Raw genomic sequence first — 24,121 nt, 5'->3', positions numbered from 1 at the left:
CATGAAGGAACATGATGTTGTTGTCGTCGGCGGCGGTATCAGTGGTTTAAGTCTTGCCTATTACTGCGTCAAATCCGGGATGAAGACCGCACTGCTTGAAAAAAACAGCGAGGTCGGCGGTTCGTTCGCTTCTTCGAAATACGCGTCATCCGGAAAAAATTTCTGGCTTGAACTTGGTGCGCATACCTGTTACAGTTCCTACCAGAATCTTCTCGATATCATTGAAGGATGCGGAGTCACGGGTACCATCATTCCGAGAGCGAAGGTGCCGTTTTCACTCATGATCGACGGCCAGATCAAGTCCATCGTTTCGCAGCTTGCCATTCCTGAACTGCTCATGTCGGCTCCGAACCTCTTCAAGCTGAAGAAGACCGGCCAGAGCGTGAAGTCCTATTATTCGAAAATCGTGGGAGAACGCAACTACCGAGATGTCGTCAGCCATTTTTTCAATGCTGTGCCTTCGCAGCCGACCGATGATTTTCCTGCAGAAATGATGTTCAAGAGCCGTGAAAAACGAAAGGATGTACTTAAAAACTATACCTTTAAAGATGGACTGCAAAGCGTGGCCTTCGCTATTGCCGCGCAGAGGGGCCTCAATATTTTTACCGGTACCGAGGTTCTTGGCGTGAGGCTTGAAAACGGAAAGTATTTCATCAGAACCGCAGGCGGCGATGAATTCATCGCTTCGACGCTTGCGCTGGCCATGCCTTCGGCGGTCTCCTCGAACCTGCTCAGGGATGTCAATCCCGATATTGCCAATCATCTCGGCCAGCTTAAGGCAGCTACGGTTGATTCCGTCGGGGTGATTGCCAGAAAGGAGCATATAAACCTCAAGCCTGTGGCTGCCGTGATCTCTCCTGGCGATGTGTTTTTTTCCGCGGTCTCCCGCGATACCGTCCCCGACGATACCTTCCGCGGGTTTGCCTTTCACTTCATGCCGGGACTTGACGAAAAAACCAAGAGGGAACGCATTACCAGTGTTCTTGGCGTCAGCATGTCGAAAATAGAGCATAGTGTTAGCAGAATCAATACGGTGCCCTCACTCCGTATGACCCATTTCCAGTGGCTTGAAAAAACCAATACCCTCCTTCAGGGCAAAAAGAACCTGCTTCTCTGCGGCAACTATTTTGGCGGTATGGCTATTGAGGATTGTGTGATTCGTTCAAAAAGCGAATACGAACGTCTGAAAGGATAGTCTTGTCTGCGTAAGAATCTGAACCGATGAATAGAACCGAATTATTCAGCGACATCATGCAGGGCACCTATCTGGTGCCCTTGCTGATTGTTCTGCTTTCCGTGCTCTTTTATTTTCTGGCCAACTCGGTTTTCAAAAAGGTCATTGCCCGAATCCGGGCGTCGATAAAGGAGCGAGGTGTTCCTTTTGAACTGATGGCCTGGCCCTTCAGGCTCTTTACGGCTCTTATCGGCCTTGGAGCATTGCTGCACTATTCTCCGATCCCGACCGATCTCAAGGAGCTGCTTCGCCATGCCCTGCTTATTGTTTCCATCATCGGATTCTCATGGCTGCTGATGCGTCTTATCATGGTCGTCGAGCAGTTCATGCTGCAGCACTATCCGACAACCGCGTCTCATAGCGAGGAATCCCGGAAAATCGCGACGCATGTGAGCCTTGCCCGCAAAATCCTCAATGTCCTGATTGTGCTGTTTGCCGTTTCGGGAGTGCTGATGAGCTTCGATACCGTTCGTCAGGTGGGCCTGAGCATTCTCGCTTCTGCCGGTATTGCCGGAGTGATTCTCGGTTTTGCCGCGCAGAAAAGCCTCGGTACCCTTATTGCCGGGATTCAGATTGCCATCACCCAGCCGATAAGGATCGATGATGTGGTGGTTGTTGAAAAAGAGTGGGGCCGGATCGAGGAGATTACGCTCACCTATGTGGTCGTACAGCTTTGGGACCAGCGTCGTATGATTGTTCCGATATCCTGGTTTATCGACCGACCTTTCGAGAACTGGACAAGAACTTCGTCCGAACTGCTCGGGACGGTTTTCATTTTCACCGATTATGCCATTCCCCTCGATCAGATTCGCCGGGAACTCGAGCGTATTGTGGCCGCGTCACCATTTTGGGATGGACGCGTGGTGAAGATGCACGTTACCAATACAACGGACAAATCGGTGGAAATTCGGGCGCTCATGAGTGCGGCTAATTCCTCTGATATATGGGAGCTTCGATGTCTTGTGCGTGAACAGCTGATCGAGTACATCAGAAAGAACTACCCTGGTGACCTGCCGAAAGTGCGCATGGAAATGGACCAGAGCGGTGCGGGAGCAGCTGCTGCGGGGGCCGACGAAATTGCCTGAGGGTTTTTCCCGGTGTGTTTTTTGTTCTTTTTTCCATAGCTTTGAAGCTGTCGCGAGCATTGCTGTTACAATAGCTACCGGTGATGGTTCGGCACCGTATGAAAAATTTCGATCATTGTTTTAAAAGGAGAGTAGATATGGCTCAAGCCAAACAGGGAGATACCGTAAAAGTCCATTACACCGGCACGCTCGACGACGGCGCCATGTTCGATACGTCGGCCAACCGCGATCCGCTTCAGTTCACCATCGGCGGCGGGCAGGTCATTCCGGGGTTCGATATTGCCGTGCTCGGCATGGAACCCGGACAGGTACGGACAACGGTGATCGAGCCGGATGACGCTTACGGCCCGCATAGCGGGGAGCTTGTAACGCCGGTCGCACGCGAGCGCTTTCCTGCCGATATGGAGCTCGAGATCGGCCAGCAGCTTCAGGTAGGTCTTGCCGACGGGCAGCAGGCGATCGTGATGATTGTCGATCTGTCCGAGACGGAGGTTACACTCGACGCCAACCATCCGCTTGCGGGCCAGCAGTTGACCTTCGAGATAGAGCTTGTCGAGATTGTCTGATTTTTTTTTGAGCGCCGGCCACCCTGTTCACGATCAATTGCGAAGACAGAGTGGCCGTGCAACTTTCAGCTCCCCATCCTGCCCCACCTCATACTCCAGCAGCCGGAATGCGTTTGAGCATCGTCTCTTTTGCGTATCTTGAAGCAAAAGAGTTTAAATGTTGTATTCAGTTTCCCAAGCAGCCATGATCGTTACCGGAAATATCCATGCCGTTCTGACCGGCGATCTGGTCAAGTCGTCGCGACTGACAAGCGATCAGAGCCGGGAGGCCATGGACGAGCTGAAATCCGCTGCCGCTGCATTCAATGCGGTTTATCCCGGAGCAATCCACAAAGAAATGGATACCTTCCGGCACGACAGCTGGCAACTCCTGCTGAATAATCCTGTTTTTGCTTTCAGGTCCGCCCTTTTTCTTCGTTGCATACTCAAAATGAAGTCCAGTGCCGGCATCAAGTTCGATACCCGCATCTCAATCGGCATCGGTTCCGTCGATTTCGTGGCGGAAAACCGGATATCCGATTCGCGAGGTCTCGCATTTACCCTTTCAGGCAGGGGTCTGGACGGTATGAAAAACGCACATTTCGCTTTCGATGGATCATTTGGGGAGCCGGACGGCTGGCATGACGTTTCGCTCGGTGTCGTACCGCTTCTCGACTGCGTGGTTACCGACTGGACTCCAGTCGAATCCGGTGCGGTATCGGCAGCGCTTCTCGGGAAAACGCAGGTTGAAACCGCTGATTATCTGCTTGCAAAACAGGACGCTGTTCCTTCGCGGCAGGCAATAGGCGATTCGTTGTCGAGAGCGCATTGGAGCACGGTGCACGACGTGCTGGCGCGGTTGGAAGAGAAGATTGCCGGATATCTGCAAGCCTGATGGTTTGCAAATAGCAAAAGAAAGCTTACGGATTTGCATTTCATGCCTTCTCCTGTCGGATGAACAACGAAGGGCATCTCAAAAAAAAGTGTGATGAGCGATCAAAGAATCAAGCTCCAAAAAGAAGCGCGAGTATAGCTTTAAAAATGCCCATCAGTCACATGGAAAAGATCGCCGTCATACTCATATCCGCTCATATACTTGGGGATTTTGTTTTTCAGCCCGATCGTATGGCAAGGAACAAACGGCAGCCGCTTCCCATGCTGCTGCATGCGGCAATTCACGGGCTGCTTGCCTGGCTGCTGCTGCAGTCTCCAGGCTGCTGGCAGGTACCTCTCTTCGTCATGCTCGCCCACGGTGCGATCGACCTGTTCAAACAGCGGTATTTGCGGGAGGGGCTGAACATGTTTCTCATCGATCAGGCACTGCATCTCATGAGCCTCCTGATCCTCGCCTGGTTACTGGTTCAGAACAGTATTATTCCGGAATTTACGGGAATCGGATACCGGCATATCGTCGAAGTCGCCGGTTTTTTTGCCGTCGTCAGAGGCGGCGGCTTTCCTGTAGCCTATTTTTGTGGCGACCTTCTTCGCAACAATAATCTGGATTTCGACGGGCTGCCCGGCGGCGGCAAGTATATCGGTTACCTGGAACGCGCCTTGATTTTCCTGCTCTCGATGATCGGACAACCCGAGGGCATCGGATTTCTCGTCGCGGCAAAATCGATTCTGCGTTTCGAAGAAGCCAAAAAACAGAAACAGGCCGAATACATTATCATCGGTACATTGCTGAGCTTCTCGATTGCCATCGCCCTTTCGTCGCTCACTCAGTATGCGATGGGGCTCTGAATATGCCCGTGAACCGGAAATACTTCCGATAACCAAATAATTGCCTCTTCTCCGATATGAAAACACCATTCAGATATCTTTTCAGCCTGCTTCTCCTGCTTGTCATGACGGCCTGCAGCACAGAGGGCAAGCAGTACGAGGCTGCGCCGTCCGACATGCCGGCAGCCGGATCGGCAGTGGAGAGCAGGGTCGCAGCTGAGGCGCCTGCGGCACCCTCCCCCGAGGTCGCAGTCGAAGAAGGCAGCGCCGGATCGACGCAACCGGCCGCTATCCCGCAGGTCGCCCAGCAGATCATTCGCGAAGGGCAGGCCGTCTTCGAAACCTCCGATCTCAAAAAAACGAAAACATGGATAGAGAGCCTTGTCCGGCGTCACAAGGCATACGTTTCCAATGACGAGCAGAACAAGGGCTCGGACCGCATTGAGCAGCGCATGACGCTCCGCATTCCCGCCGACAGGTTCGACGCCTTTCTCGGCGACCTCGAAAAAGGCGTGACGCGGTTCGACAGCAAGTCGATAACCGCTACCGACGTGACCGAGGAGTTCATCGACGTCTCCCAGCGGCTCAGGGTCAAGAAAGCCACCGAGGAACGCTATATCGCCCTGCTTGCAAAAGCCGCTTCGGTGCGCGACGTGCTTGAAACCGAGAAATACATCTCAGAGGTACGCGCTGAAATAGAATCGCTCGAAGGCCGCCTCAAATACCTCCGGAACCGTATCGGCCTCAGTACCCTCACCCTCACCTTCTACCAGCTCAAGCCCGAAATGCAGGGTTTCACCTCCCGTTTCGGCGTGGCCTTCAGCGAAGGCTGGAACAACTTTCTCTCGTTCCTGCTCGGAGCAATCTCCCTCTGGCCGTTTCTCATTGCCGGCGCGGCGATTATCGGGGTTGTCAGGTTTTTATGGGGCATGAGGAAGTGAGGGATGTTTTAGGCAGATGAGTCGCCCTTTGAGCGCATATTTCTATACAAGCCACAGTTTGCCCAAGTGGTAGAAGCTATGAAATTACGGTTAGCCCTTTCGCTAACCGGAGAGTAGAAGCTGCGCTTTTTGCCTGCCGGTTATGGAAACGTTTGGGCACGCTGAATAATATCCTTCGATCGAATGACTGGAGATAAACGAAATGATCAGATCAGCTACATATTTTCTCTCTCGTCTTGTGCTGTTGTCTGCGATCATTGCAAGTTCAGCCCAGGCACGGGATACCGGCCTGAGGGACAGGGTGGCCGGCGAGTATCTGCTCCAGGGGGTCATGGAAACTGCTTCCGGATTTCGGTTAGGCAACGATGGTACCTACAGGTTTTTTCTCATGTATGGAAGTGTTGACGAATACGACGTTGGCAAGTGGGAAATTGAAGGTGGGTCCGTCGTTCTCCATTCAACTGCATCCGGCGCAGAGCCGGAAATCAGGTTGGTTCGTTCAGGCAGGGCTCCTGTTCCCGGGGTTATCGTCTCTTTCGAAGGCGACAACTCGCGAATGGCTTTGTTCTCTACAGATGTTGTCCTGCACTCAAATGGGAAATCTGTGCGCTCGAACGCAATTCACGAAAATCACAGGCACGTGAATGAAGTGGCAGCACCAATACAAAAAATCAGCGTATCGTTGCTTGGTGCGCTGAGAACATACCGGACATTCGAGTTTGAACCGCATTTTCGAGACCATAACAACTTTGTGTTCCTGGCAACTCTCGGCAACTACGGTTTCGTGCGGTTCGATGGGACGCAATTAGTGATCGGTCGGGATGAACTGATCTTGAAGATGCCCGATATTCCAATGGTCTTCCGTTATGTTCGCGTGAAAGACAAAACGCAATCCGCTAATCATGCGCCTTGACCATTCGCTCTACCTCGCGCCCTGCGGTTGCTGGACGCTCTGCCTGCGGCGCAGCGCCGTTTTTCGGGTCGAAGCTGTAGCCATAAACAGACGCCCGACAAATCGCTGCAGTCCGCCTGAGCGAGCGGGCACGCAATCGCAAGGAACGTGAACGGCAGTAGGAAACGGCAAACCCGTGGTCTTGCGGACAACCGGGACCGGGAAATACAAGGGCGAGCAGTTCCGGGGCAGCACAGGTTGCCCTGCATGCCGGGGAGTTGTGAAGGTTTAATTGACCGGACAGATCAGTCCGACCGGAAGAGATTAATTGGCATTTTCACCTCATGAAACAACTGACACTCTGTATAACCGGCAGCACGGACGGTATCGGGCTTGCCGCGTAGATGACGGGACGCTCACAACTACGTAAACTTTTGTGCAAGAATCAGAAGTTTGCCATTTCGCCGGATGGTCTCCCAGCGGCGAGGAGGTTTATGAGACGGTGAGGGAGATTGCATGAAACAGCTGTAATGACGAGTATTTTGAGAACTTCCGGCTCGCATGCTACTGATCGTTTACCGGAGATCCGCTTGTCCGTTGAGATGCAGCGCCGGTTCAAAATCTGATGAGAAACCTGTACCTTTACAAGGTATAATCGTTCAACACCTGACGTTCTTTGCGCCCCCCTGTACCGTTAAACATGGTATGCGAAAAGGAACGATTTTTCACAGAACACCATGAAGAAGCTGAGACCAAGCGGCGGCTATCGTAAAGCTGCCAGTTTTCAGACGGCTACTCTGATTTACGATGCCACGTACTGGTTTTGCGATAAATTCATCGATCCGAGATCGCGGACGCTCGACCAGATGATTCAGGCCGCACGTTCAGGTCGGCAGAACATCGCGGAAGGCAGTCGCGCTGCGGCGACCTCTTCGCAGACTGAACTGCGTGGTCAATGTTGCGCGATCGAGCCTCGAAGAGCTTCTGCTTGACTATGAAGACTACCTGCGCCATCGGCATCTGAGGCAGTGAGCATCGTCGAGCGCTGAAGCGAGTGCTGTTCGCGAAGTTCCGCAGCTGTTCAGAAGAGATCGGTCAGCTCAGTCAGCTCAATCGGATCTGACTGAGCTGACCGATCAGGAGCGCTGGGAGCTGTATGCTTTCTGGCTGGAGCATGAGAGTGCCGAGGTTCGGGCCAATGCGGTCATCTGCCTGATCCATCAGGCAAACTACCTGCTTGACCGGCAGATTGCCTCACTTGAGGCGGCGTTTGTTGAAGAGGGCGGGTACAGCGAGCAACTTGCTGCAGCCCGTCTCGCCGAGCGGGAACGCAAGCGCAACGAGACCTCCCGGTATCCGACGCCGGCCGGGGCCATTCCCTCGTGTCCGCAATGCGGTAAACCCATGGTGTTGCGAACGGCCAGGACCGGCAAAAACGAGGGGCACGCTGTCACCGTTCCTTGCCACACATCTCTCGCTTTTTCAGTACCATACCAATAGCAGGTACTGAATGCTGCGCCGCTTCAAACAGCGATTATGCCCTGTATTCCTGACCCCGTGGTTACACCATTCCCGCAGGTACGTTATCGAAGGTAGATGTGATCGGGAGATATATGGCGGCAAGCTCCGTGAAGGTCTGATTGTTCTGCCTGGCGGGAAAGGGCTTTTTGTCGGTGACAATGTTTCGGATGGAGGAGGTTCGGCGCGTAAGTTGAGGGATGCTGTTGCTGATCTGTTAGAGGCTCCTGACTGTGCCTATTGGCAGAAACAATGTATGAGGTGCACCGACACAGGGAATGAATCCATGGTGCAGGTAAAACGTCGCTGCACTCTCGTCTTTTGCATCGACCAGCAAGGCATAAACAGCCATCGAAGAACTTGATGAGCGCATCAGTGCGTCTGCAATGAGCGTGCTCCCAAGTCCCTCTCCCTGATAGCTTTTATCGATGGCGAGTCGTCCCAGTCTCGATGCCGGTACTGCATGATAATGGGGCATCTTGTCGGCCAGTTTTTCAGGCAGTTGCAGCAACGGGATCTGGGCTGCTGAAAGTGTGTAGTAACCTGCAATTCTCTCGTGACGGTTATCGATCGCCACAAAGCACTTCGTGAGATTCCTTCTCACATCCTGACCGACTCGTTCGGAAAAATATCGGTCAAGCAGGCTTGAACCGCTGCAGAATCCGGATTTCTGATGTTCGCGGTTGAAGGGGATGATCGAGAATCGGGGGACATTCATATGCAGTGATGACCGGTCAGTCGTTCTTTCCTGTAAGTGCCGAATGCCTTTCGAAAGCACGTCGAAGAGCGTCATTTGGTTCCGGTGGATTCAGCAGGGCTTCGGCAAAAGCCTCTTGTCCCTCCATTGACAACTGAACAACAAAATTCTCTTCTATTGTCTTTGTGGCAGCTTCGAGAGCGGCATGTACGACAAAATCGGTTACTGTTCTTCCCTGAATGTCAGAAGCAAGTTTTATCCGGGTATGGGTTGCCCTGGAGATTCTCGCTTCAAGACGGGCTTTGCTCTCACTGCTTTGCTTTGCATCTTTCCGGGCAGCAGACTTGAGAGTGCCGACACTCTTGTTTGTTTTTGCTGCCCCACTCATGCTCTTTGACTGCCTTGTTCCGGTATCGGATGATTTTGGAGTGGCGGTTTTACCTTGTTCTTTTACGTTCGTTTTCATGATGGCTCTTGTTTTGTACGGCAATTTACCGGAATATACGAATCGTAATACATAAGCCAATCGTTCTGATGAAATATTCAGGAGGTGCAGATAAATAGTATAGTTTTTTGGAGAACCTCTAAAAAGTGTGATGAGCATGCAAGGATCAAGGCAGATGGCGCGGCGAGTATTTCGAGAACCTCCGGCCTGCACGCCACTCACCGGTCGCCGGAGATCCTGGGGCCAGAAAGAAACTTGCCGAACTGACCGGCATGATGCTGAAGCGCTTCGGGTTCTGACAAAACCCACTAATGCACCGAGCATGAGATGCAGGGGTCGTAAGAGCGCACCAGCATGGTTGCGAGCTTTTCGATCTCCCGGTCGTTTTTTCCCTCTTCGAGCGCCTGCCGGGCAAGGGCGCCGAGATCGTAGTGGATGTTGGCGTTGTTCTGCGTGGTGGGAATGATGCAGTCGGCTTTCACTACCTTGCCTTCCTCATCGGTTTCCATATGGTGGTAGAGAATGCCTCGGGGCGCTTCAACGGCTCCTGTCGCCCTGCCCGCTTTCGGGGTGAACGGCGTGCGTATCTCCCGCAGATCCATGTCGAGCAATTTCCCGATGATCGCTTCAGCGTCGTTGAGGATGTGCACACATTCAACGAGCTGCGCGATGTTGCACGTGAAGGGGTTGTGCGAGACCGGCCTGAGAGCCAGACTTTCCGCTGCTTTTTTCGCTTCGGGGTGCAGGAATTCGCTGTTGTTGTTGAAGCGGGCGAGCGCGCCTGCTGCTGACGATTCCCGGCTGCAGCGGGTGAATTTGGACGTGGAGGACTCCGCAAGGTACTCGTTGGTCATCAGGAGGTAGTCGTTTTCATCCCGCAGGACTTCGTCGGTGGAGCGGAGATCTCCACCGATGAATGGGTAGGTAGCGCCGTTATGGAGCGAAATGAATTCGGTTTCACGTTCGAATCGGGGAATGTCGAGAGTGCCGAAGAAGTCGCAGGCGATGTCGAGCGCGGCTTTCCGTTCGCCAATCATGCCGAGCAACTGCTGCAGCCTGATTTTGTCTGGCGCCTTGCTGAGCCCACCAACAACGAGGCTGACCGGATGGGTGCATCGGCCCGCCGTGACGGCGCTGATTTCGTTGCCGAGCTCCTTGAGTCCGAGGCCTGCTTTCACGAGCTCCGGATGCGACTGCATGAGCGGCAAGACGCTCGGCATACCCGCGAAATCGGGCGCGGCAAGAAAGAAGAGGTGCAGGGCGTGGCTTTGCAGGGTTTCGCCGTGCATGGCCAGCAGCCTTACGGTTTCGGCTGCGGGAGGCGGTGTCACCTGCATGGCGCGTTCGAGAGAGCGGATGCTTGCAAGTGCGTGGCTGATCGAGCAGATGCCGCAGATGCGCGAGGTGAGGAACGGCACACGCTCGGCGCTCATGCCTTTCACCATGACCTCGAAAAATCTCGGCGTTTCCACTACATCCCAGCGGGCCTCCATAAGCATGCCGTTTTCCACACGGATATGGATGTTTCCGTGGCCTTCGACTCTGGTCAGATGTCGTATGTCGATCGAACAGTCAAGTTTCATCGTCGCGGTAAGCTTCGAATGCATTGTAGAATCCGAGTTTTTCCTGAAGGTCGCTTACGCTGAGTCCTCGCTCTTTCACCAGTTCCATGAAGGCGGGAAAATTGATGTCGTCGGCATGACCGCGGCATCCGAGGCAGGGGGTCTTGCCGGAGGTGCAGACGGCATTGCAGCCTGCTCTCGTGATCGAACCGAGGCAGATTTCACCGAGGTCGAACATGCAGGTGTTGAGCTGCTCCTTGCACTCCACGCAGACCGGATACTTCGGCAGGGTGACGAGCGACCCCGTCGCCAGGCTTACGACGATCCGCTCTACCTCCTCCTTCGCTACAGGGCATCCGGGGATGGAGAGATCCACCTGGACGATGTCGCTTATTTTGCGTATCGGCAGGGTTTCAATCGGTTGGCCGTCGTATACCTCCGCAATGCACTCTTCAGTGGAAAAGCGGTTTTTCAGGCTGTTGACCCCGCCGAAGCAGGCGCAGGTTCCGAACGCCACAAGTATTTTCGCCTGTTTCCGTATGACCTGCAGCCGCTCGATCTCGTCGCTTCGGCTGATGCTGCCCTCCACGAACGCGATATCGTAGTCGTCATGTTTTTCCGAAGAGATCTCCCTGAACGTTCTGACGTCGAGCAGGCTGAAAAATGCATCGAGCGACGCTTCCCGGTTGGCAAGCTGCAGCTGGCACCCTTCGCAGCAGGTGAATTCGAACGAGGCGAATTTCAGTTTTTCGAATGTGTAGACAGGGTTTTTCATACGGCAACGGGATCAAATGGCCTCTTTGAGGTTCATGACCGACCAGTAGTCGAATACCGGTCCGTCGATGCAGGTAAAGGTCGAACCCACCATGCAGCGGCAGCACTTGCCCATCCCGCAGTGCATCCTCCGTTCGAGAGAAACGAACATCCGGTTCATGGGTATGCCGAGCCGGTCGAGATAGCTGCAGACGAACTTGAACATGACCGGAGGGCCACATACGATTGCATAGGTGTTCTTCGCGTCGATGCTGATATCCCGGAAGAGTTCGGTTATCATGCCGGTACTTCCTTTCCATTCGGCATCCGCATGCTCGACGATGGTGTGCAGCCGGATATGGCTGATGGTTTGCCACTCGTCGAACTGGTAGGAAAAAAGGAGCTGCGAGGGTTCTTTGGCGCCATAGAGCAGGTGGACATCCCGGAACCGGTCGCGATGCTCGTTGATCCAGAAGAGCGGAGCGCGAAGCGGCGCGATGCCGAGGCCGCCGGCGACGAGCAGCACATGGTGGCCAGCCATCTCATCCATGGGAAACGAGGATCCGAAGGGGCCGCGGATTGCAACATGCATGCCGGGGTCGGTTCTGAAGAGCGCCGAGGTTACATGTCCGGCCTTGCGGATGCAGAGCTCCAGAAACTCGTGGTTGCTGCTGGCGCTCGATATGGAGATCGGCACGTCGCCGTATCCGGGCAGTTCGAGCATGATGAACTGGCCGGGTTTGAACCGGAAAATGCGGCGTTCCTGCGGTTCGACGATTCGGAGCTGAAACAGTTTTTCCTGATCGGTCAGGTTAACGACGTTGGTTATGCGGCACTTGTACCCCATATCGGTTTTCATGAGGTCCGATCGTCTGTTGAACTCGGGTATCGACGATGCGAACGCTTCGCGATTCAGGTCCTGGCGGGGGATTGCGAAACGCATATCATGCATGATTCTTTCTCCATTCTGAGGTCGTTGATCACATCTTTCGGGTTGATGCCGGCAAGGCATGCCCTGCCGCACCGGTTGCAGCCGACGCAGATCTGCTGATTCGCGTTTTCGGCAAAACCCCGGTGCTGGTGGTAGTAGCGGTATTTCAGGCGGTCGCCGTTTTTCGGGCGGAAGTTGTGTCCTCCGGCTACCACTGCGAAATCGACCAGATTGCAGGAGTAGAGTTTCCTGTTTCTCGACGCTCCTTTCAGATCGATGTCGAAGCGCTCTTCCACCGAATAACAGTAGCAGGAGGGGCAGACCATGGCGCAGGTGCCGCAGTTCAGGCATTTCGCTCCCCATTTCTCCCAGACAGGCGAGTCGAACTCGATGTCGAGAATGCTCGGCAGGCTGGTGACGTCAACCTCGGTCTGAAAGCTGCGGCTGATAAGCTTGCGGCGCTCGGTCAGGAGGCAGTTGTCTTCGTAGGAAGGCTCTTCGGTCTGAAACTCCTTGAGATAGGTGAACGCTTTCGATGAGTTGATCGAAAGGTAGTATTTCTCGCCTATGTCGGAGCAGAAGAGGTTGAAGCCGGTTGAAACCGTATGGTGGGCAAGCGATTTGCAGAAACAGTCTGGAAGCGGCAGATGGTCCATGCCGATCACGAAGGTGTTCTTGCGTTTTGCCAGATAGTAGGGCGAGGGGTAGTGGCCGTTGAGCAGCACGTCGTCGAGGATGTTCAGTGCACTGATGTCGCACGCTCTCAGGCCGATCAGCACTACCGGTTCGGCTTCGTAGGCGATATGCTGTTTAAAGTCGCTGTCGTTGAACGAGAACCGTGAAAGCTCTTCGCGGAAGGGCAGAAAAAAATGTTTGGCAGACGAGGCTGTGGCCGTGTAATCGAACTCGATTTCCTCGACCGAAGAGACCGGCATGAACTGGTATATGGGGTTTCCATTGGCTGCCGTGTCCACCTGGCGAGGCCCGAAGGAGGTATTCTCTCTGACGAGTGCGTCGATGAACTTCCTGAACTCCGGCTTGGCAATGACTTTGTAGATCATGGTTCCCGGCTCCTCTGGTTACCGTTTGCCTGAACAATGCTTGTGGCGTTTCGCTTTCAGGAGGTTTTACAGCAAGTTAAGGAAAAGCAGTCCGGCAAAGCAAGGTGTACTTGCGGTTTTCGGAAAAAGGACATAAAGGACGAAAGGGACGAAAAACCCATTGTGTGGGGTGAAGCCCTATCCCGGGGTTGCACCCCGAGCTACCGACATGCCGCTCCTGCGGAGCTACCTACTTCCTGCCCATTGCTTACCGCTCACATCTATTCAATAACATACACCTTGTCGCCCTTGCGGACGCGCTCGCATTTCAGGGTGACGAGATCGCCTTTTCCTGCCCGTTCGGCAGGCGCTTCGTTACAGTAGAACCGCGCGTCATCGAAACGCACCAGTCCGGTTTCCGTTCCCTGGATCGAGAGGGTTTCGCCGGCGGTTAAACCTCGCGCATGGATCAGGATTTCCGCTACTCCTGCTTTCGGGTAGTATTTCTGAACGATGCCGATATAGGTTTTCTTTTCGGTGCCGAGAGAGCCGTACCGTTTCGCCCAGGCATCGAACGGCTGCCCGAAATAGAATCCTTCGGAGAATCCCCGGTTGTAGGCCTTCGCGAGATCCGCCTTAAGCGTTTTCGCTGTTTTCCTGAACCTGAGCCTGCCTTCGGTCGTGTTTTCTTCCGCAAGAAAGGCATCGATGGCCCTGCGGTAGGACGCCGTAGCGAGTTGCACATACTCCGGGCTGCGGTTGCGGCCTTCTATCTTGAACCCGGTTATGCCGGCTTCGGCAAGTTCGTCGATGAATTCTATGGCACAGAGATCTTTCGGGCTCATCACGTAATCCTCGCCGAGGTCGAGTTCGAACTTCTCGTCCGTATCGGTAACGCGGTACTTGCGACGGCAAGGCTGCAGGCACTCTCCACGGTTGGCCGACTTGCCGAAGAGATCCTGTGACATGAAGCACCGTCCCGACACGGCAACGCACATGGCGCCATGCACGAAACACTCGATCTTTACCGGCAGCTTATCCCTTTTTATGGCATCGGTAATGGCTTTTAACTGTTCGAGCCTGAGCTCGCGCGCGAGGACGATCATTCCGGCCCCGAGAGCTGCGTAGTGCTTTACGGCAGCGTAGTTGCTGATTGAAGCCTGGGTGGAGAGGTGGAAGGGCATTGCCTCTGTTCGGCAGGCCTCGATCACCGCCATGTCCCAGCAGATCACCGCATCGATTCCGGCTGTTTTAGCTGCGGCTACGGTCTTTCGCACCGCTTCGAGTTCATCATCGTATACAAGCGTGTTCAGCGCCAGGTACGCCTTCGCTTCATGTTCGCGGCAGGCAGCCGCGACCTCAGGGAAGTCCCCGGGGATGAAACTTCTGCTCGATGCGCGCATGTTGTACCCTTCGGCGCCGAAGTAGACGGCATCTGCGCCGGCCTGCAGGGCAGTGCGAAGGCAGGTCCAGTCTCCTGCAGGGGAGATGAGTTCTATGGCGTTGTTCTGCATGCTGTGGCTTTGAATTTTAGGGGATAATAGCAAAATGATCGGGGTTATTGTAACTTTTGAGGAGTAAGAAGTGGACGTTGTGGACCTGGTGGACAAGACTATTTCTCTTCGTCCACCAGGTCAAAAAAATTTTTTCTGCTGATGAGCTCTGAACCCCTGATTCCTAAACATGGCGGCTACCGGAATCTGAAGGGTTTTCAGGTGGCGCAGCTTGTTTACGATGTGACCGTTCGTTTTTGCGACCGTTTCATCGACAGGAAAAGCCGCACGCACTACCAGATGGTGCAGGCTGCGCGTTCCGGGGTGCAGAATATTGCGGAGGGCAGCTCGGCTTCGGGTACGTCGAAGAAAACGGAACTGAAACTGACCAGTGTGGCCCGGCCAGCCTCGACGAGTTAAGGCTTGATTACGAGGATTTTCTCCGGCAGCGGAGCCTGCCTCTCTGGCATCGCAGCGATTCCCGAAGGCAGCGCCTCGTCGATCGGCGCTGTTCGACTGCTGATGAAATAGCACTGTGGGTGAAGGAGGAGTTTAATTCTGATCAAGGTGGACAAGAATCGTCCACGCAGTCTACAAAGTCTACCTCGTCCACTCTTACGGAAATTTCTGCCAACGCGGCACTTACGCTCGTTGCAGTGGCCTGCACGTTACTTGATCGGCAGATTCAGTCGCTTGCGCGATCGTTCGAAACCGGGGGCGGGTTTACCGGGCGGCTTTACCGCGTGCGTTCCTCGCATCGCGGGAACCGGTAGCCCCTTTCCGGTGAGGTTGTGTTATTTTCCTGCATATCATGTACATTGTTTGCATTACGGAGAACCGAAAACAAGGAAAACGGTCTATGGACGAACGCCTGACAGGGAAACTTCTATTCGCTCTTTCGGCAGCCTTGCTTGCCGCAGAGCTTGCCGTTGCAGCTTTCGGCGGCATTGATACGGGCTTGATGCTGCTCGCGTTTTTCGTGTATGTCGCGCTCTGCGGCATGCTCTTTGCCGGAGGCATGATGCGTGGGAGTGACGGCTCGGCCATTGAATCGGTTTCCATGCGCAGGGCACGGGCGTTTCAGGAAGAGGGTATGAAGGATCTTCTTGCAGGTTACGATGTGGATGAGGAATTCCTGCAAGGCAGGCAGGCCAAACCGCAGGCAGGAAAATCGAATCCATCTTCTTCCGGGATGCCGCTCGAACAGGCCATCAGGGCGCATGCCGACCTGTTCGGAGGGCTTGAAAAGCTGCATGAGGCAATCGAACGGTTCGATGAGAAGGCGTTTCAGGATCTTGCCGGAAAAGCCGGTATCAGCGGCGTGAGCCGGGTGGAGGTGCTGGAGAAGATCCGTCTGATGGCATGCGGGGAAAAGGAGGAAATCCGCGAGAGCGTGAGTCGTTCGCTCGACGATACCATCAAGGCTTTCGCGCTCGATCGAGGCAGTTTCGACGATTACATCAATCGCTGTATGACTTCAAGGGAGCGTTCAGACGATGACGGAGATGACGGATTTTCCGTTGACCTCGATATCGCCGGATTGTCTCAGGGCAGCAGTGCTCCCCCGACCGACTGGTCCCACGATCCGAAAGCCATTCTTGCGAAGCTTAAAAAGCCCGGAGCCCGTCCGTGAAGCAGCCGGACGTGCAGCCCCTCGGCGGGGCCAAGTTCAAGCTTTACTGCAAGCTGCAGCAGAAGAAGCATCGGGATGGCGAAGGGCTTTTTCTCGCCGAAGGGCTTCGAACGGTCAGGGAGCTGTGCGGCAGTGTTCCTGAAGGGGATATGCTGCAGGCCCTGCTTTTCAGGGAAGGAGAGCCGGAGGCTGCCGCTTTCGGTCGCAGTTTTCCCGGAAAGGTTTTTACGCTTACCCGCAAAGAGTGTGCCCGTCTTTCCGGGACAGCAACGCCGTCGGGAATAATAGGTGTGTTCCGCCAGCAACCGGCGGCAGGATTTGATTCCTTCGGTGCCGAAGGCAACTCCTTTCTTGTTGCGCTCGATGATGTGCAGGACCCCGGCAACGTGGGCACTATTCTGAGAACCGCAGCCTGGTTCGGTGCCCATGCACTTATCTGCAGCACAGGCACGGCCGACCGCTACAACCCGAAGGCGGTGCGCTCTTCGGCGGGAAGCATCTTCGCTCTTTCGCATTACGGAGTTGCCTCTCTTGAGACGGAATTGCGGAGGCTTGCCGATGAGGGTTTCTCTATTGTCGCATCTTCGCTGGACGGACGCGATTTCCGGGAGTTCACTTCCTGGCCGGAAAAGCAGGTGCTGGTTATCGGCAACGAAGCCAACGGCGTCAGCCCTGCGGTGCAAGCCCTTTCGCACAGGCTCGTGAAAATACCTCATGCCGGGGAGACTCCCCGTGTCGAATCGCTCAACGCTTCTGTTTCAGCGGCCATACTGATGGAGCGCCTGGTGTTGCTGTAGGGGGCGGTTTGCCTTGAGCATGGCGGCTTTCTGCAATGCGGGATTTTGCGTTTCGCCGGGTTGCATCCGGCTTTGGCCGGTATACGGAGGCTGTCTCGGAAGAAAAGCTGAGACAGCCTTTTCTGTTTGGGGTACGGCTTTTTGTTAATAAGTCATTTCCTTGGCGATTTTAAAGAGAGGAGCTGACGTTGGTATTTTCCCGGCTCTGCAGGGATTGCATTCGGTTGGAACAGAGGGTAGCCATATTATAAAACGGCTTGTTGTGTTTGTCGCGGCTGTATCGATATGTCGTTCGTTCAGGTTCGGTGAAATTCGCGTCCGGATCGTTCAGACTTTCTTTCTTTTTTTGGGGATTTTTTTTTGTTTTCCGGTGTTATGATGCTATGAACCATGAATAAGGAGGTGTGCTATGAAAAAACGGTTGAAAGCGGTACAGACGGTGCTGCTCTGCGGTGCTCTTTCCCTTCCTCTCGCATCCTGTGTAGCGACTTACGGGCCTCCGGGAGCGCGATCGAACTATGTATGGGTACCCGAGTACCGTACCTATGACGGCGTTGTGATTTACGGCCACTGGAAATATACCGGTCCGTCACGTACCGACAGGGAGTGGATTCCCGGTCATTATGACCGTTACGGTAAATGGCAGAAGGAGCGCTGGTACCGTATTCCGCCCTCCCGGAAAGGAGGAGTATGGGTTCCAGGTCATTATGGTCCGAGGGGAAGATGGATAGAAGGTCACTGGAGGTATTGAATCAGTAGGCAGAAGCCAGTAGGCAGTAGTCGGGAGACAGGGGAGGAAGTTCCGGCCATCTGACTATCAGGCTGTCACGTCAGCCAGTCAGGGCGGAGTTATGGATATTGAAGTGGTGAACAGTATGCTCGGCCGCTATAGCATTTGCAACGTTTTTTGCAACCATCGGGCCGCTTGACCTTGCGGCCCTCTTTGCGGCGCTTACTCCCTATAATTCCGCGGTTGAGAGAAGAACAACCGCAATGAAAGGGACACTGCCTGGTGCAGGTATTCTGCTTTTCTTCGCTTTTTTTGGAACCTCGCTTCTCGATTATCTCGGAATCTTGCTTGCGGCATTGCGTATTGCAGGGGGCATTCTGCTGCTGCTGTTCGCAATCAGTATGGTGTTCGGCAACCAGGTCGGAGGTTCACGTTCGTCCGAGGAGGAGACGCTTGAAGCCCTGCAGAAAAGCGACCTGTCTGTGTTTCCTCTTGCGATGCCACTGATTGCAGGTCCGGCCTCCATGAGTGCCGCGGTTTTATTGATGGCCGATACCGGTGGAGATCTGTTGCAGCAGTCGGCTGTTTTGGCAGCGCTGCTTGTTGTCTTGCTGCTTACCCTGTTTTTTCTGATGATGGCTGCCGGGATTCGGAAGTTGCTCGGGGTTACCGGCCTGCATGTCGTAAGCCGTACCGTCGGCATTGTGCTTTGCTCGCTTGCCGTCCAGTTCATGATTGACGGTCTACGCGAAAGCCGCCTGTTTTTTCCTGTATAAATTTTTGTTTATTATACTGCTGTGTGCCATCCGATATGAATCCATTTCGAACGAAGCGTGTTTTGCGCTGTGTTTCATTCCGGTTTTTCAGTGTTGTGTCTGTGACGAAAATGGCCCCATTCGCAGGTAGCTATGTGCCGCTTTTTCTGAATAGCTAAAGTGAAATATTCTGTTCTTATAAGTAAAATGGCAGTATTTGATCTGACTTCTTGATTTTTCACACCATATTCACATGTTTTTAGGGCAATAAAACAGAATGCGTGATTACATTTAGTTTGGTATACTGAGTCGCCTTGCGTATACTTGCTTACATTGAATTTACGGCGTACCATTTTGAGGCAAAGGTTTGTTTTATGAGACGATAGATTTGTGGTTTTTTTATTTTAGTCTTCATAACTCAGGATCACACGTTATTGCTGCTGGATGTTATGGCGCATCATGTAAGTGTCTGTGTTTTGGCATGATAATTGATGGATATTTGCTGTGTGAAGCGTTTTTTTCAGATACTCCTGCTTTTTCATCTACAGATGGTAAATGGAAGTTATCAGATAGAGGTACTGGCATAATTAGCTGTTCAATACATAACTTGTTTATTGTAAAAAAAGAGGGGTGGATTTATGAAAATAGTACTGAAACGTATCGTATCGAGTATTCTCATCATTCAGGTTCTGTTAATGCCAGTGATGACCATTCAGGCATTTGCGGCATCTCCCTTTGACTCGGCAGGTTCTCCAATAGGGTCTACTCCAGGCACTGCTGCACCTGCAGCCGTTAGTGGCAGGGATGCAGCAGCATCGATTTCCGCTTACCAGACCGGTGGTTATTTTACCGACAGTTATGGAAATATTCTCATGAACGTGAATGTCTGGGGCAATGTAAACCGTCCCGGACAGGTAATTGTACCCGAGGGTGCGGATATTGCATTGCTTATTTCACTTGCAGGTGGCCCGAGAGAAGATGCAAACCTGAAAAAAATTCGCATCAATCGTGCAATGCCTGACGAGAATGGCAAGACGACCTATCAGGTCAACCTGGACAAATATGCTAAAGAGGGCGACCGTTCAATGCTTCTTGCAATGCAGCCGAATGATACAGTTGTCGTACCTAAGAGTAATTCACTCAACTTGCTTGGTTTATTGGGCGTAATTAGTCTTAGTGCAAGTATTTACGCTTTACTTTCGGATTGATAGTCATATTTAACAACCTCTTTTTTTCTGTTTGAGGCTTATACATTAATAGGAGAACTGCTCATGGTAGACTTGAACAATACAGCAACGCCACAACATAATACGCGAGAACTGCTTCTGAAGATCTGGCAGGGTAAATTTATCATTCTCGTATCTCTGTTGCTGGTTGTCTCTATCGCTCTTGCGCAGTACTATCTTGCAACTCCGGTCTACAGGGCGGGAGCTACCATTATGGTAAAGTCTCCGGAAAAGGAGCATTTTTTAGACCGAGCAAGGGCCGGAGAACCAATATCACTTGAAACGGATGTCGAACTTTTCAAGTCGTATCCTCTTGCCGAGGCTGCGGTTGCCATGCTTCTCGACAGCGGCAAGTACAAGAATCTTGAGCTGTTCGGTACCCGTCAACAGGGACAGAAAAACGCTCAGCCTGATGTCGTCGTATCCCGATCCGATATCGACAGCAATATCAGGAAGTATGCGCAATCTTTTCAGGGACGTGTGAAAGCGGAGCATATACGGAATACCAACCTGATCGAAGTATCGGCTTCCAGTTCATATCCTGAAGAGGCCGCCTTATTGGCAAATACTGCCTGCGAGGCATATCGCCTGAAGGACGGGGAGTGGAATGCTGCTCAGGACCTGTCGGTAAGCCGAACTATAGAAGAGCAGATTGAACAGCAGCAAAAGAAAGTTTCCGATATCGAAAATGCGATGACCGATTTTATGAAAAATCGACAGGTGTATGATGCGAGCGGAAACGTGGGCGATCTGCAGGGCTCCTATACCGACGCGGAAGCCCAATACAACGCCAACCGGGTGCAGTATGATATTCTGAGGAAACAGCTTGCGTACATCGATCAGCGCCTTTCAGATGAGGAGCGTGTTTTCTCGCGGAATGTATCGCAGAATATAACTGTCCAGCTGCGTTCGATGCGTGAAAATATCAGGACACAGGAAAACGCATACATTGCGCTTGCACTCGAGAAAGGCATGCAGGATGAGGGTGTGAAAGCTGCTTTCAGCCAACTCAATTATGCAAAAGCCCAGTATGATCAGATTACGCGAAAGAAAATTGCCGGGGAACTGGCCAATTCAAGTGATGCTCAGAAGTACCGCTTTGATCTTGTAGCGTCAAAAATGCAGATGAATGTCAAGCTGGCCGAACTTGACAATAGTGCTGGTGAGTACCTGAAGCTGAAGAACTACTATCAGGCCAAACTTAACCAATTGCCTGACAAGCAGATAACCTATGCCAAGCTGCAGCTTGATCTTCAGGTTGCAAACAAGACCTACGCATTCCTGAAAGAAAAACTTGACGAGGCAAGAATAAAAGTAGCCTCGAATGCTGGTCGTGTTATCATTCTCAAGCCGGCATTAGTTCCTGAAGGTACAGAATATCCTAACTTTTTTCAGAACTTGCTGATTGGCCTTGGCGCTGGTCTTGCTCTGGGAATTGCAATTGTTCTTGGAAAAGACATGATGAAGTAGGAAGAGTTATTCGGTATGGTGTTTGCATTTCATCACTCATTGGGCAATGGCCGCGCAAGCGGTCATTGCTTTTTTTTAGTCGATTCGGATAGAGCATCTTATTTGGTTGTCTTGAAATGAGGCATTATATTGTATCATATTGATACCGTGTCTCAGTATGGATGAATTATGGAAAAGCACGCAGGTAATTACTTTGTGGCGAGCATATTGCCAGCATTAGGTTTTCTGGATTTTGTTTTTTTTGGTATGATTTTTGCCGCTCATATAAGTCAGGATCCACAACCCGTAAAGAGTATTCCCCATGTTGCATTATCTTCTTATATTACTTCTGGGTGTTTTTCTTGCGGGATTGTCTGCAGTAGGCCAGTTTGCCTTCGGCTCGACTGATGAGCAATACTGGGTGAGTTTTCTGACTAGATCCATGGAGCATGTGCGCATTTACGCAGTCGCTCTTTTCGTTGCCCATCTTTCCATTCTCGGTCTTGCCGCGTCTGCCTCCAAGCTCAAATTGCTGGATATCCCGGACAATAACAGGAAGGTCCATGATGTCGCCAAACCGCTGGTTGGCGGACTGGGTATTATTGCCGGAGTGCTTGTGGCAATGCTTCTGTTCTTTCCGGTTGTGAAATACATGAGCTTTATGATATCTATTCTGCTCATTCTCGGTGTGGGGGTTCTTGACGATCGTTTTGATATCAGCTTCAAATGGCGCTTTGTTGTGCAGATTACCGCATCGATAATCACGATATACTATTTTCCCGGTATGCGTCTGAACAGTTTCGGTAATCTTGTAGGTTTAGGGCCGATTGAAACGGGATTGGTCATGTTTCCGGTCACTATTTTCTGCATCCTTGGTGTCATCAACGCAATCAATATGATCGATGGACTTGACGGGCTTGCCGGAACCACATCATTGGCTTCATTTACTGCATTTGCGGTGCTGGCCTGGCTGAATGATATGAGCGCTTTTATGCTGCTCAGTCTTGCCTTTGTTGGGGCAATTGCAGCCTTTCTCCGTTTCAACTGGTACCCCTCCAAGCTGTTTATGGGCGACGCCGGGAGTATGACGATCGGCTTCGTGCTTGCCTTCTTTGCTATCGAACTTACCCAGAAACCGGGCAGTATCGTATCTCCGGTAGCCTCTCTGCTGGTGCTCTCCATCCCTGTTACGGATACGCTGGCCGTTATGGTAAAACGCATGATGCGAGGAAAAAGCCCGTTCGAACCGGATAAAACCCATTTTCATCACATTCTGAGGGACATGGGATTTGGGCACGCCGGTGTTGTGATCATCATCATGTCTCTTTCGGTATTATTTTCTTCGTTGGCAATAATCGGCACAATTATGCGTGTTCCGGATTACATGCTGTTCGGCATATTCCTCTGCTGGTTCATCTATTACTTTGTCTCATCATCATCAAGGATGGGGCTTTTTTCTGTTATCGACTCAATCCGAAAAATTGGTTACCTGAAAAGAGGCGATGCTTGAATAGCTGAGGGTTTTTCGTCAACACTTATAGGTAAACAGAAATATTTTTCTTGTGTATAGCATAATACCCCATAATTCCAAACCATGAAGAGAGCTCTTATTACCGGTATTACCGGACAGGACGGTTCATACCTTGCCGAGCTTTTGCTGGCGAAAAACTACGAAGTGCACGGTATCGTGCGCCGGAGCAGCAGCTTCAACACCGGCAGGATAGATCATATTATCAATGATGCTCAGGCTGCCGACCGTTTTTTTTTTCACCATGGCGATCTTACTGATGCAAGCAATCTGAACCGTCTTCTCGAGAAGATTCATCCGGATGAAATTTACAACCTTGCTGCGCAGAGCCACGTCAAGGTGTCGTTTGATATGCCCGACTATACTGCCCAGGTTGATGCGCTTGGTACCTTGCGTTTTCTTGATGCCATAAGGGAGACTCGTATCAGCACACGCTTTTACCAGGCATCGACCAGCGAATTGTTCGGCAAGGTACAGGAGGTGCCCCAAACCGAGAAAACTCCTTTTTATCCCCGTTCTCCTTACGGTGTTGCCAAACTTTATGGTTACTGGATTATGGTGAATTACCGTGAGGCATACGGCCTCTATGCCTGTAATGGAATCCTGTTCAACCATGAGTCCCCAAGGAGGGGAGAAACCTTCGTTACGCGCAAGATCACCCGTGCAGCCGCAAGGATCAAGGCTGGCCTGCAGGAGCAACTCATGCTCGGCAATCTGAATGCCAAACGCGACTGGGGCTATGCTCCTGAATTTGTCGAAGGCATGTGGCGCATGCTGCAGCTGCCGGAGCCCGACGATTATGTGCTGGCTACCGGAGAAACCCATACGGTGAGGGAATTCGCCGATCACGCTTTCAGGGAGCTCGATATCGATATCGACTGGCAGGGCTCTGGTGCTGACGAAAAAGGGGTTGATCGCAGAACAGGCAAGGTGCTGGTTGCAATCGATCCCGAGTATTATCGTCCTACAGAAGTGGATCTGCTTATCGGTAATCCTGCAAAAGCCAAGGAAAAACTCGGGTGGGAGCCTGAAATCAAGTTTGATGAGCTTGTGGGGCTTATGGCCAGGGCTGATTGGGAGAAGGTAAAGAAACGTGGCTTTTAAAAGGGGGGGGTAATCTTGTAAAGGGGAAAAGCGGCTTTCAT

General features: G+C 52.4%; 24 protein-coding genes and 2 pseudogenes. 18 read left to right on the top strand and 8 right to left on the bottom strand.

The genetic code is table 11. The features are described from left to right. Window position 1 precedes the first annotated feature (1 nt). The 8 genes from K9G39_RS07760 (at window position 2) to K9G39_RS11190 (ending at window position 7,919) form a co-directional block, all read left to right on the top strand. On the top strand, window positions 2–1,195 hold the full coding sequence (locus tag K9G39_RS07760) for an FAD-dependent oxidoreductase (protein ID WP_292004351.1): 1,194 nt from the start codon (window positions 2–4) through the stop codon (window positions 1,193–1,195). A gap of 26 nt (window positions 1,196–1,221) precedes the next feature. Further along, the gene (locus tag K9G39_RS07755) at window positions 1,222–2,319 is read left to right on the top strand and encodes a mechanosensitive ion channel domain-containing protein (RefSeq protein WP_292004350.1); all 1,098 of its coding nucleotides are present in this window, start codon (window positions 1,222–1,224) and stop codon (window positions 2,317–2,319) included. Window positions 2,320–2,456: 137 nt separating this feature from the next. Next, window positions 2,457–2,885 (top strand): peptidylprolyl isomerase, encoded by a 429-nt coding sequence (locus tag K9G39_RS07750; RefSeq protein WP_292004349.1) that lies wholly within the window; start codon window positions 2,457–2,459, stop codon window positions 2,883–2,885. A gap of 184 nt (window positions 2,886–3,069) precedes the next feature. Further along, window positions 3,070–3,759, top strand: coding sequence for a hypothetical protein (locus K9G39_RS07745; protein WP_292004348.1), 690 nt, complete (start codon window positions 3,070–3,072; stop codon window positions 3,757–3,759). A gap of 161 nt (window positions 3,760–3,920) precedes the next feature. Next, window positions 3,921–4,607, top strand: a complete 687-nt coding sequence (locus tag K9G39_RS07740) for a DUF3307 domain-containing protein (RefSeq protein ID WP_292004347.1) — start codon at window positions 3,921–3,923, stop codon at window positions 4,605–4,607. A gap of 56 nt (window positions 4,608–4,663) precedes the next feature. Then, window positions 4,664–5,527 (top strand): DUF4349 domain-containing protein, encoded by an 864-nt coding sequence (locus K9G39_RS07735; RefSeq protein ID WP_292004346.1) that lies wholly within the window; start codon window positions 4,664–4,666, stop codon window positions 5,525–5,527. 202 nt (window positions 5,528–5,729) lie between these two features. After that, entirely contained in the window at window positions 5,730–6,440 is a 711-nt protein-coding gene (locus tag K9G39_RS07730) for a hypothetical protein (protein ID WP_292004345.1), read from the top strand. A 1,056-nt stretch (window positions 6,441–7,496) separates the two neighbouring features. Beyond that, window positions 7,497–7,919 carry a four helix bundle suffix domain-containing protein gene (locus K9G39_RS11190; RefSeq protein ID WP_363319371.1) on the top strand — a complete coding sequence of 141 codons (423 nt, stop codon included), beginning with the start codon at window positions 7,497–7,499 and terminating at the stop codon, window positions 7,917–7,919. Window positions 7,920–8,154: 235 nt separating this feature from the next. Here the strand turns inward: K9G39_RS11190 and K9G39_RS07720 are convergent, their stop codons facing one another. The 7 genes from K9G39_RS07720 to K9G39_RS07690 all read right to left on the bottom strand — a co-directional run bounded on the left by K9G39_RS07720 (window position 8,155) and on the right by K9G39_RS07690 (window position 14,879). Beyond that, window positions 8,155–8,655, bottom strand: coding sequence for a GNAT family N-acetyltransferase (locus K9G39_RS07720; protein ID WP_292004344.1), 501 nt, complete (start codon window positions 8,653–8,655; stop codon window positions 8,155–8,157). Between the two features lie 16 nt (window positions 8,656–8,671). Further along, the gene (locus K9G39_RS07715) at window positions 8,672–9,238 is read right to left on the bottom strand and encodes a DUF1778 domain-containing protein (RefSeq protein WP_292004343.1); all 567 of its coding nucleotides are present in this window, start codon (window positions 9,236–9,238) and stop codon (window positions 8,672–8,674) included. A gap of 149 nt (window positions 9,239–9,387) precedes the next feature. Next, window positions 9,388–10,662, bottom strand: a complete 1,275-nt coding sequence (locus tag K9G39_RS07710) for a Ni/Fe hydrogenase subunit alpha (RefSeq protein WP_292004368.1) — start codon at window positions 10,660–10,662, stop codon at window positions 9,388–9,390. After that, complete coding sequence (locus tag K9G39_RS07705; RefSeq protein WP_292004342.1) at window positions 10,652–11,416, bottom strand: NADH:ubiquinone oxidoreductase; 765 nt, start codon at window positions 11,414–11,416, stop codon at window positions 10,652–10,654. The genes K9G39_RS07710 and K9G39_RS07705 overlap by 11 nt, the downstream gene beginning before the upstream one ends. Window positions 11,417–11,428: 12 nt before the next feature. Further along, window positions 11,429–12,253 (bottom strand): FAD/NAD(P)-binding protein, encoded by an 825-nt coding sequence (locus tag K9G39_RS07700; RefSeq protein WP_292004367.1) that lies wholly within the window; start codon window positions 12,251–12,253, stop codon window positions 11,429–11,431. 53 nt (window positions 12,254–12,306) lie between these two features. Further along, window positions 12,307–13,386, bottom strand: coding sequence for a 4Fe-4S dicluster domain-containing protein (locus K9G39_RS07695; RefSeq protein ID WP_292004341.1), 1,080 nt, complete (start codon window positions 13,384–13,386; stop codon window positions 12,307–12,309). A gap of 260 nt (window positions 13,387–13,646) precedes the next feature. Further along, window positions 13,647–14,879 (bottom strand): peptidase U32 family protein, encoded by a 1,233-nt coding sequence (locus tag K9G39_RS07690; RefSeq protein ID WP_292004340.1) that lies wholly within the window; start codon window positions 14,877–14,879, stop codon window positions 13,647–13,649. A gap of 141 nt (window positions 14,880–15,020) precedes the next feature. On the opposite strand from K9G39_RS07690, the pseudogene K9G39_RS11185 reads away from it, so the two are divergent. The 7 genes and pseudogenes from K9G39_RS11185 to K9G39_RS11180 all read left to right on the top strand — a co-directional run. Then, a pseudogene (locus K9G39_RS11185) lies at window positions 15,021–15,631 on the top strand (four helix bundle suffix domain-containing protein). 86 nt (window positions 15,632–15,717) lie between these two features. Continuing rightward, window positions 15,718–16,491 (top strand): hypothetical protein, encoded by a 774-nt coding sequence (locus K9G39_RS07675; RefSeq protein WP_292004337.1) that lies wholly within the window; start codon window positions 15,718–15,720, stop codon window positions 16,489–16,491. Next, window positions 16,488–17,288 carry an RNA methyltransferase gene (locus tag K9G39_RS07670; protein ID WP_292004336.1) on the top strand — a complete coding sequence of 267 codons (801 nt, stop codon included), beginning with the start codon at window positions 16,488–16,490 and terminating at the stop codon, window positions 17,286–17,288. Before K9G39_RS07675 ends, K9G39_RS07670 begins: the two co-directional genes overlap by 4 nt. A 409-nt stretch (window positions 17,289–17,697) precedes the next feature. Next, window positions 17,698–18,039 (top strand): hypothetical protein, encoded by a 342-nt coding sequence (locus K9G39_RS07665; protein ID WP_292004335.1) that lies wholly within the window; start codon window positions 17,698–17,700, stop codon window positions 18,037–18,039. A gap of 137 nt (window positions 18,040–18,176) precedes the next feature. Then, window positions 18,177–18,794: a MarC family protein gene (locus K9G39_RS07660; protein WP_292004366.1), complete on the top strand. Its 618-nt coding sequence runs from the start codon at window positions 18,177–18,179 to the stop codon at window positions 18,792–18,794. A gap of 617 nt (window positions 18,795–19,411) precedes the next feature. Then, window positions 19,412–19,981 (top strand): SLBB domain-containing protein, encoded by a 570-nt coding sequence (locus tag K9G39_RS07655; protein WP_292004334.1) that lies wholly within the window; start codon window positions 19,412–19,414, stop codon window positions 19,979–19,981. 63 nt (window positions 19,982–20,044) lie between these two features. Continuing rightward, window positions 20,045–20,248: pseudogene (locus tag K9G39_RS11180) on the top strand (Wzz/FepE/Etk N-terminal domain-containing protein); the annotation flags it as partial. 24 nt (window positions 20,249–20,272) lie between these two features. Here K9G39_RS11180 and K9G39_RS07650 read toward each other — a convergent pair. Beyond that, on the bottom strand, window positions 20,273–20,494 hold the full coding sequence (locus K9G39_RS07650) for a hypothetical protein (RefSeq protein ID WP_292004333.1): 222 nt from the start codon (window positions 20,492–20,494) through the stop codon (window positions 20,273–20,275). Between K9G39_RS07650 and K9G39_RS07645 the strand changes: the two genes are divergently transcribed. The 3 genes from K9G39_RS07645 to gmd all read left to right on the top strand — a co-directional run bounded on the left by K9G39_RS07645 (window position 20,480) and on the right by gmd (window position 24,080). Beyond that, complete coding sequence (locus tag K9G39_RS07645) at window positions 20,480–21,469, top strand: GNVR domain-containing protein (RefSeq protein ID WP_292004332.1); 990 nt, start codon at window positions 20,480–20,482, stop codon at window positions 21,467–21,469. The two genes, K9G39_RS07650 and K9G39_RS07645, sit on opposite strands and share 15 nt — an antisense overlap. Window positions 21,470–21,770: 301 nt before the next feature. Continuing rightward, window positions 21,771–22,958 carry an MraY family glycosyltransferase gene (locus K9G39_RS07640; RefSeq protein ID WP_292004331.1) on the top strand — a complete coding sequence of 396 codons (1,188 nt, stop codon included), beginning with the start codon at window positions 21,771–21,773 and terminating at the stop codon, window positions 22,956–22,958. An 84-nt stretch (window positions 22,959–23,042) separates the two neighbouring features. Further along, window positions 23,043–24,080 carry a GDP-mannose 4,6-dehydratase gene (gene gmd / locus K9G39_RS07635; protein WP_292004330.1) on the top strand — a complete coding sequence of 346 codons (1,038 nt, stop codon included), beginning with the start codon at window positions 23,043–23,045 and terminating at the stop codon, window positions 24,078–24,080. Window positions 24,081–24,121: the final 41 nt, after the last annotated feature.

The organism is Chlorobium sp., from assembly GCF_021740465.1.
Classification (GTDB): domain Bacteria; phylum Bacteroidota; class Chlorobiia; order Chlorobiales; family Chlorobiaceae; genus Chlorobium.
This window is presented reverse-complemented; position numbering and strand designations above follow the sequence as displayed.

Excerpts from the sequence above, each read along its gene's own strand:
- K9G39_RS07705 (WP_292004342.1), bottom strand. The coding sequence starts at position 11,416 with ATGAAAAACCCTGTCTACACATTCGAAAAACTGAAATTCGCCTCGTTC.
- K9G39_RS07760 (WP_292004351.1), top strand. The coding sequence starts at position 2 with ATGAAGGAACATGATGTTGTTGTCGTCGGCGGCGGTATCAGTGGTTTA.
- K9G39_RS07695 (WP_292004341.1), bottom strand. The coding sequence starts at position 13,386 with ATGATCTACAAAGTCATTGCCAAGCCGGAGTTCAGGAAGTTCATCGAC.
- K9G39_RS07650 (WP_292004333.1), bottom strand. The coding sequence starts at position 20,494 with ATGCTCCGCTTTCACACGTCCCTGAAAAGATTGCGCATACTTCCTGAT.
- K9G39_RS07710 (WP_292004368.1), bottom strand. The coding sequence starts at position 10,662 with ATGAAACTTGACTGTTCGATCGACATACGACATCTGACCAGAGTCGAA.
- K9G39_RS07655 (WP_292004334.1), top strand. The coding sequence starts at position 19,412 with ATGAAAATAGTACTGAAACGTATCGTATCGAGTATTCTCATCATTCAG.
- K9G39_RS07700 (WP_292004367.1), bottom strand. The coding sequence starts at position 12,253 with ATGAAAACCGATATGGGGTACAAGTGCCGCATAACCAACGTCGTTAAC.
- K9G39_RS07665 (WP_292004335.1), top strand. The coding sequence starts at position 17,698 with ATGAAAAAACGGTTGAAAGCGGTACAGACGGTGCTGCTCTGCGGTGCT.
- gmd (WP_292004330.1), top strand. The coding sequence starts at position 23,043 with ATGAAGAGAGCTCTTATTACCGGTATTACCGGACAGGACGGTTCATAC.
- K9G39_RS07745 (WP_292004348.1), top strand. The coding sequence starts at position 3,070 with ATGATCGTTACCGGAAATATCCATGCCGTTCTGACCGGCGATCTGGTC.
- K9G39_RS07755 (WP_292004350.1), top strand. The coding sequence starts at position 1,222 with ATGAATAGAACCGAATTATTCAGCGACATCATGCAGGGCACCTATCTG.
- K9G39_RS07750 (WP_292004349.1), top strand. The coding sequence starts at position 2,457 with ATGGCTCAAGCCAAACAGGGAGATACCGTAAAAGTCCATTACACCGGC.
- K9G39_RS07675 (WP_292004337.1), top strand. The coding sequence starts at position 15,718 with ATGGACGAACGCCTGACAGGGAAACTTCTATTCGCTCTTTCGGCAGCC.
- K9G39_RS07690 (WP_292004340.1), bottom strand. The coding sequence starts at position 14,879 with ATGCAGAACAACGCCATAGAACTCATCTCCCCTGCAGGAGACTGGACC.
- K9G39_RS07730 (WP_292004345.1), top strand. The coding sequence starts at position 5,730 with ATGATCAGATCAGCTACATATTTTCTCTCTCGTCTTGTGCTGTTGTCT.
- K9G39_RS07720 (WP_292004344.1), bottom strand. The coding sequence starts at position 8,655 with ATGAATGTCCCCCGATTCTCGATCATCCCCTTCAACCGCGAACATCAG.
- K9G39_RS07640 (WP_292004331.1), top strand. The coding sequence starts at position 21,771 with ATGTTGCATTATCTTCTTATATTACTTCTGGGTGTTTTTCTTGCGGGA.
- K9G39_RS07715 (WP_292004343.1), bottom strand. The coding sequence starts at position 9,238 with ATGCTCATCACACTTTTTAGAGGTTCTCCAAAAAACTATACTATTTAT.
- K9G39_RS07740 (WP_292004347.1), top strand. The coding sequence starts at position 3,921 with ATGGAAAAGATCGCCGTCATACTCATATCCGCTCATATACTTGGGGAT.
- K9G39_RS07735 (WP_292004346.1), top strand. The coding sequence starts at position 4,664 with ATGAAAACACCATTCAGATATCTTTTCAGCCTGCTTCTCCTGCTTGTC.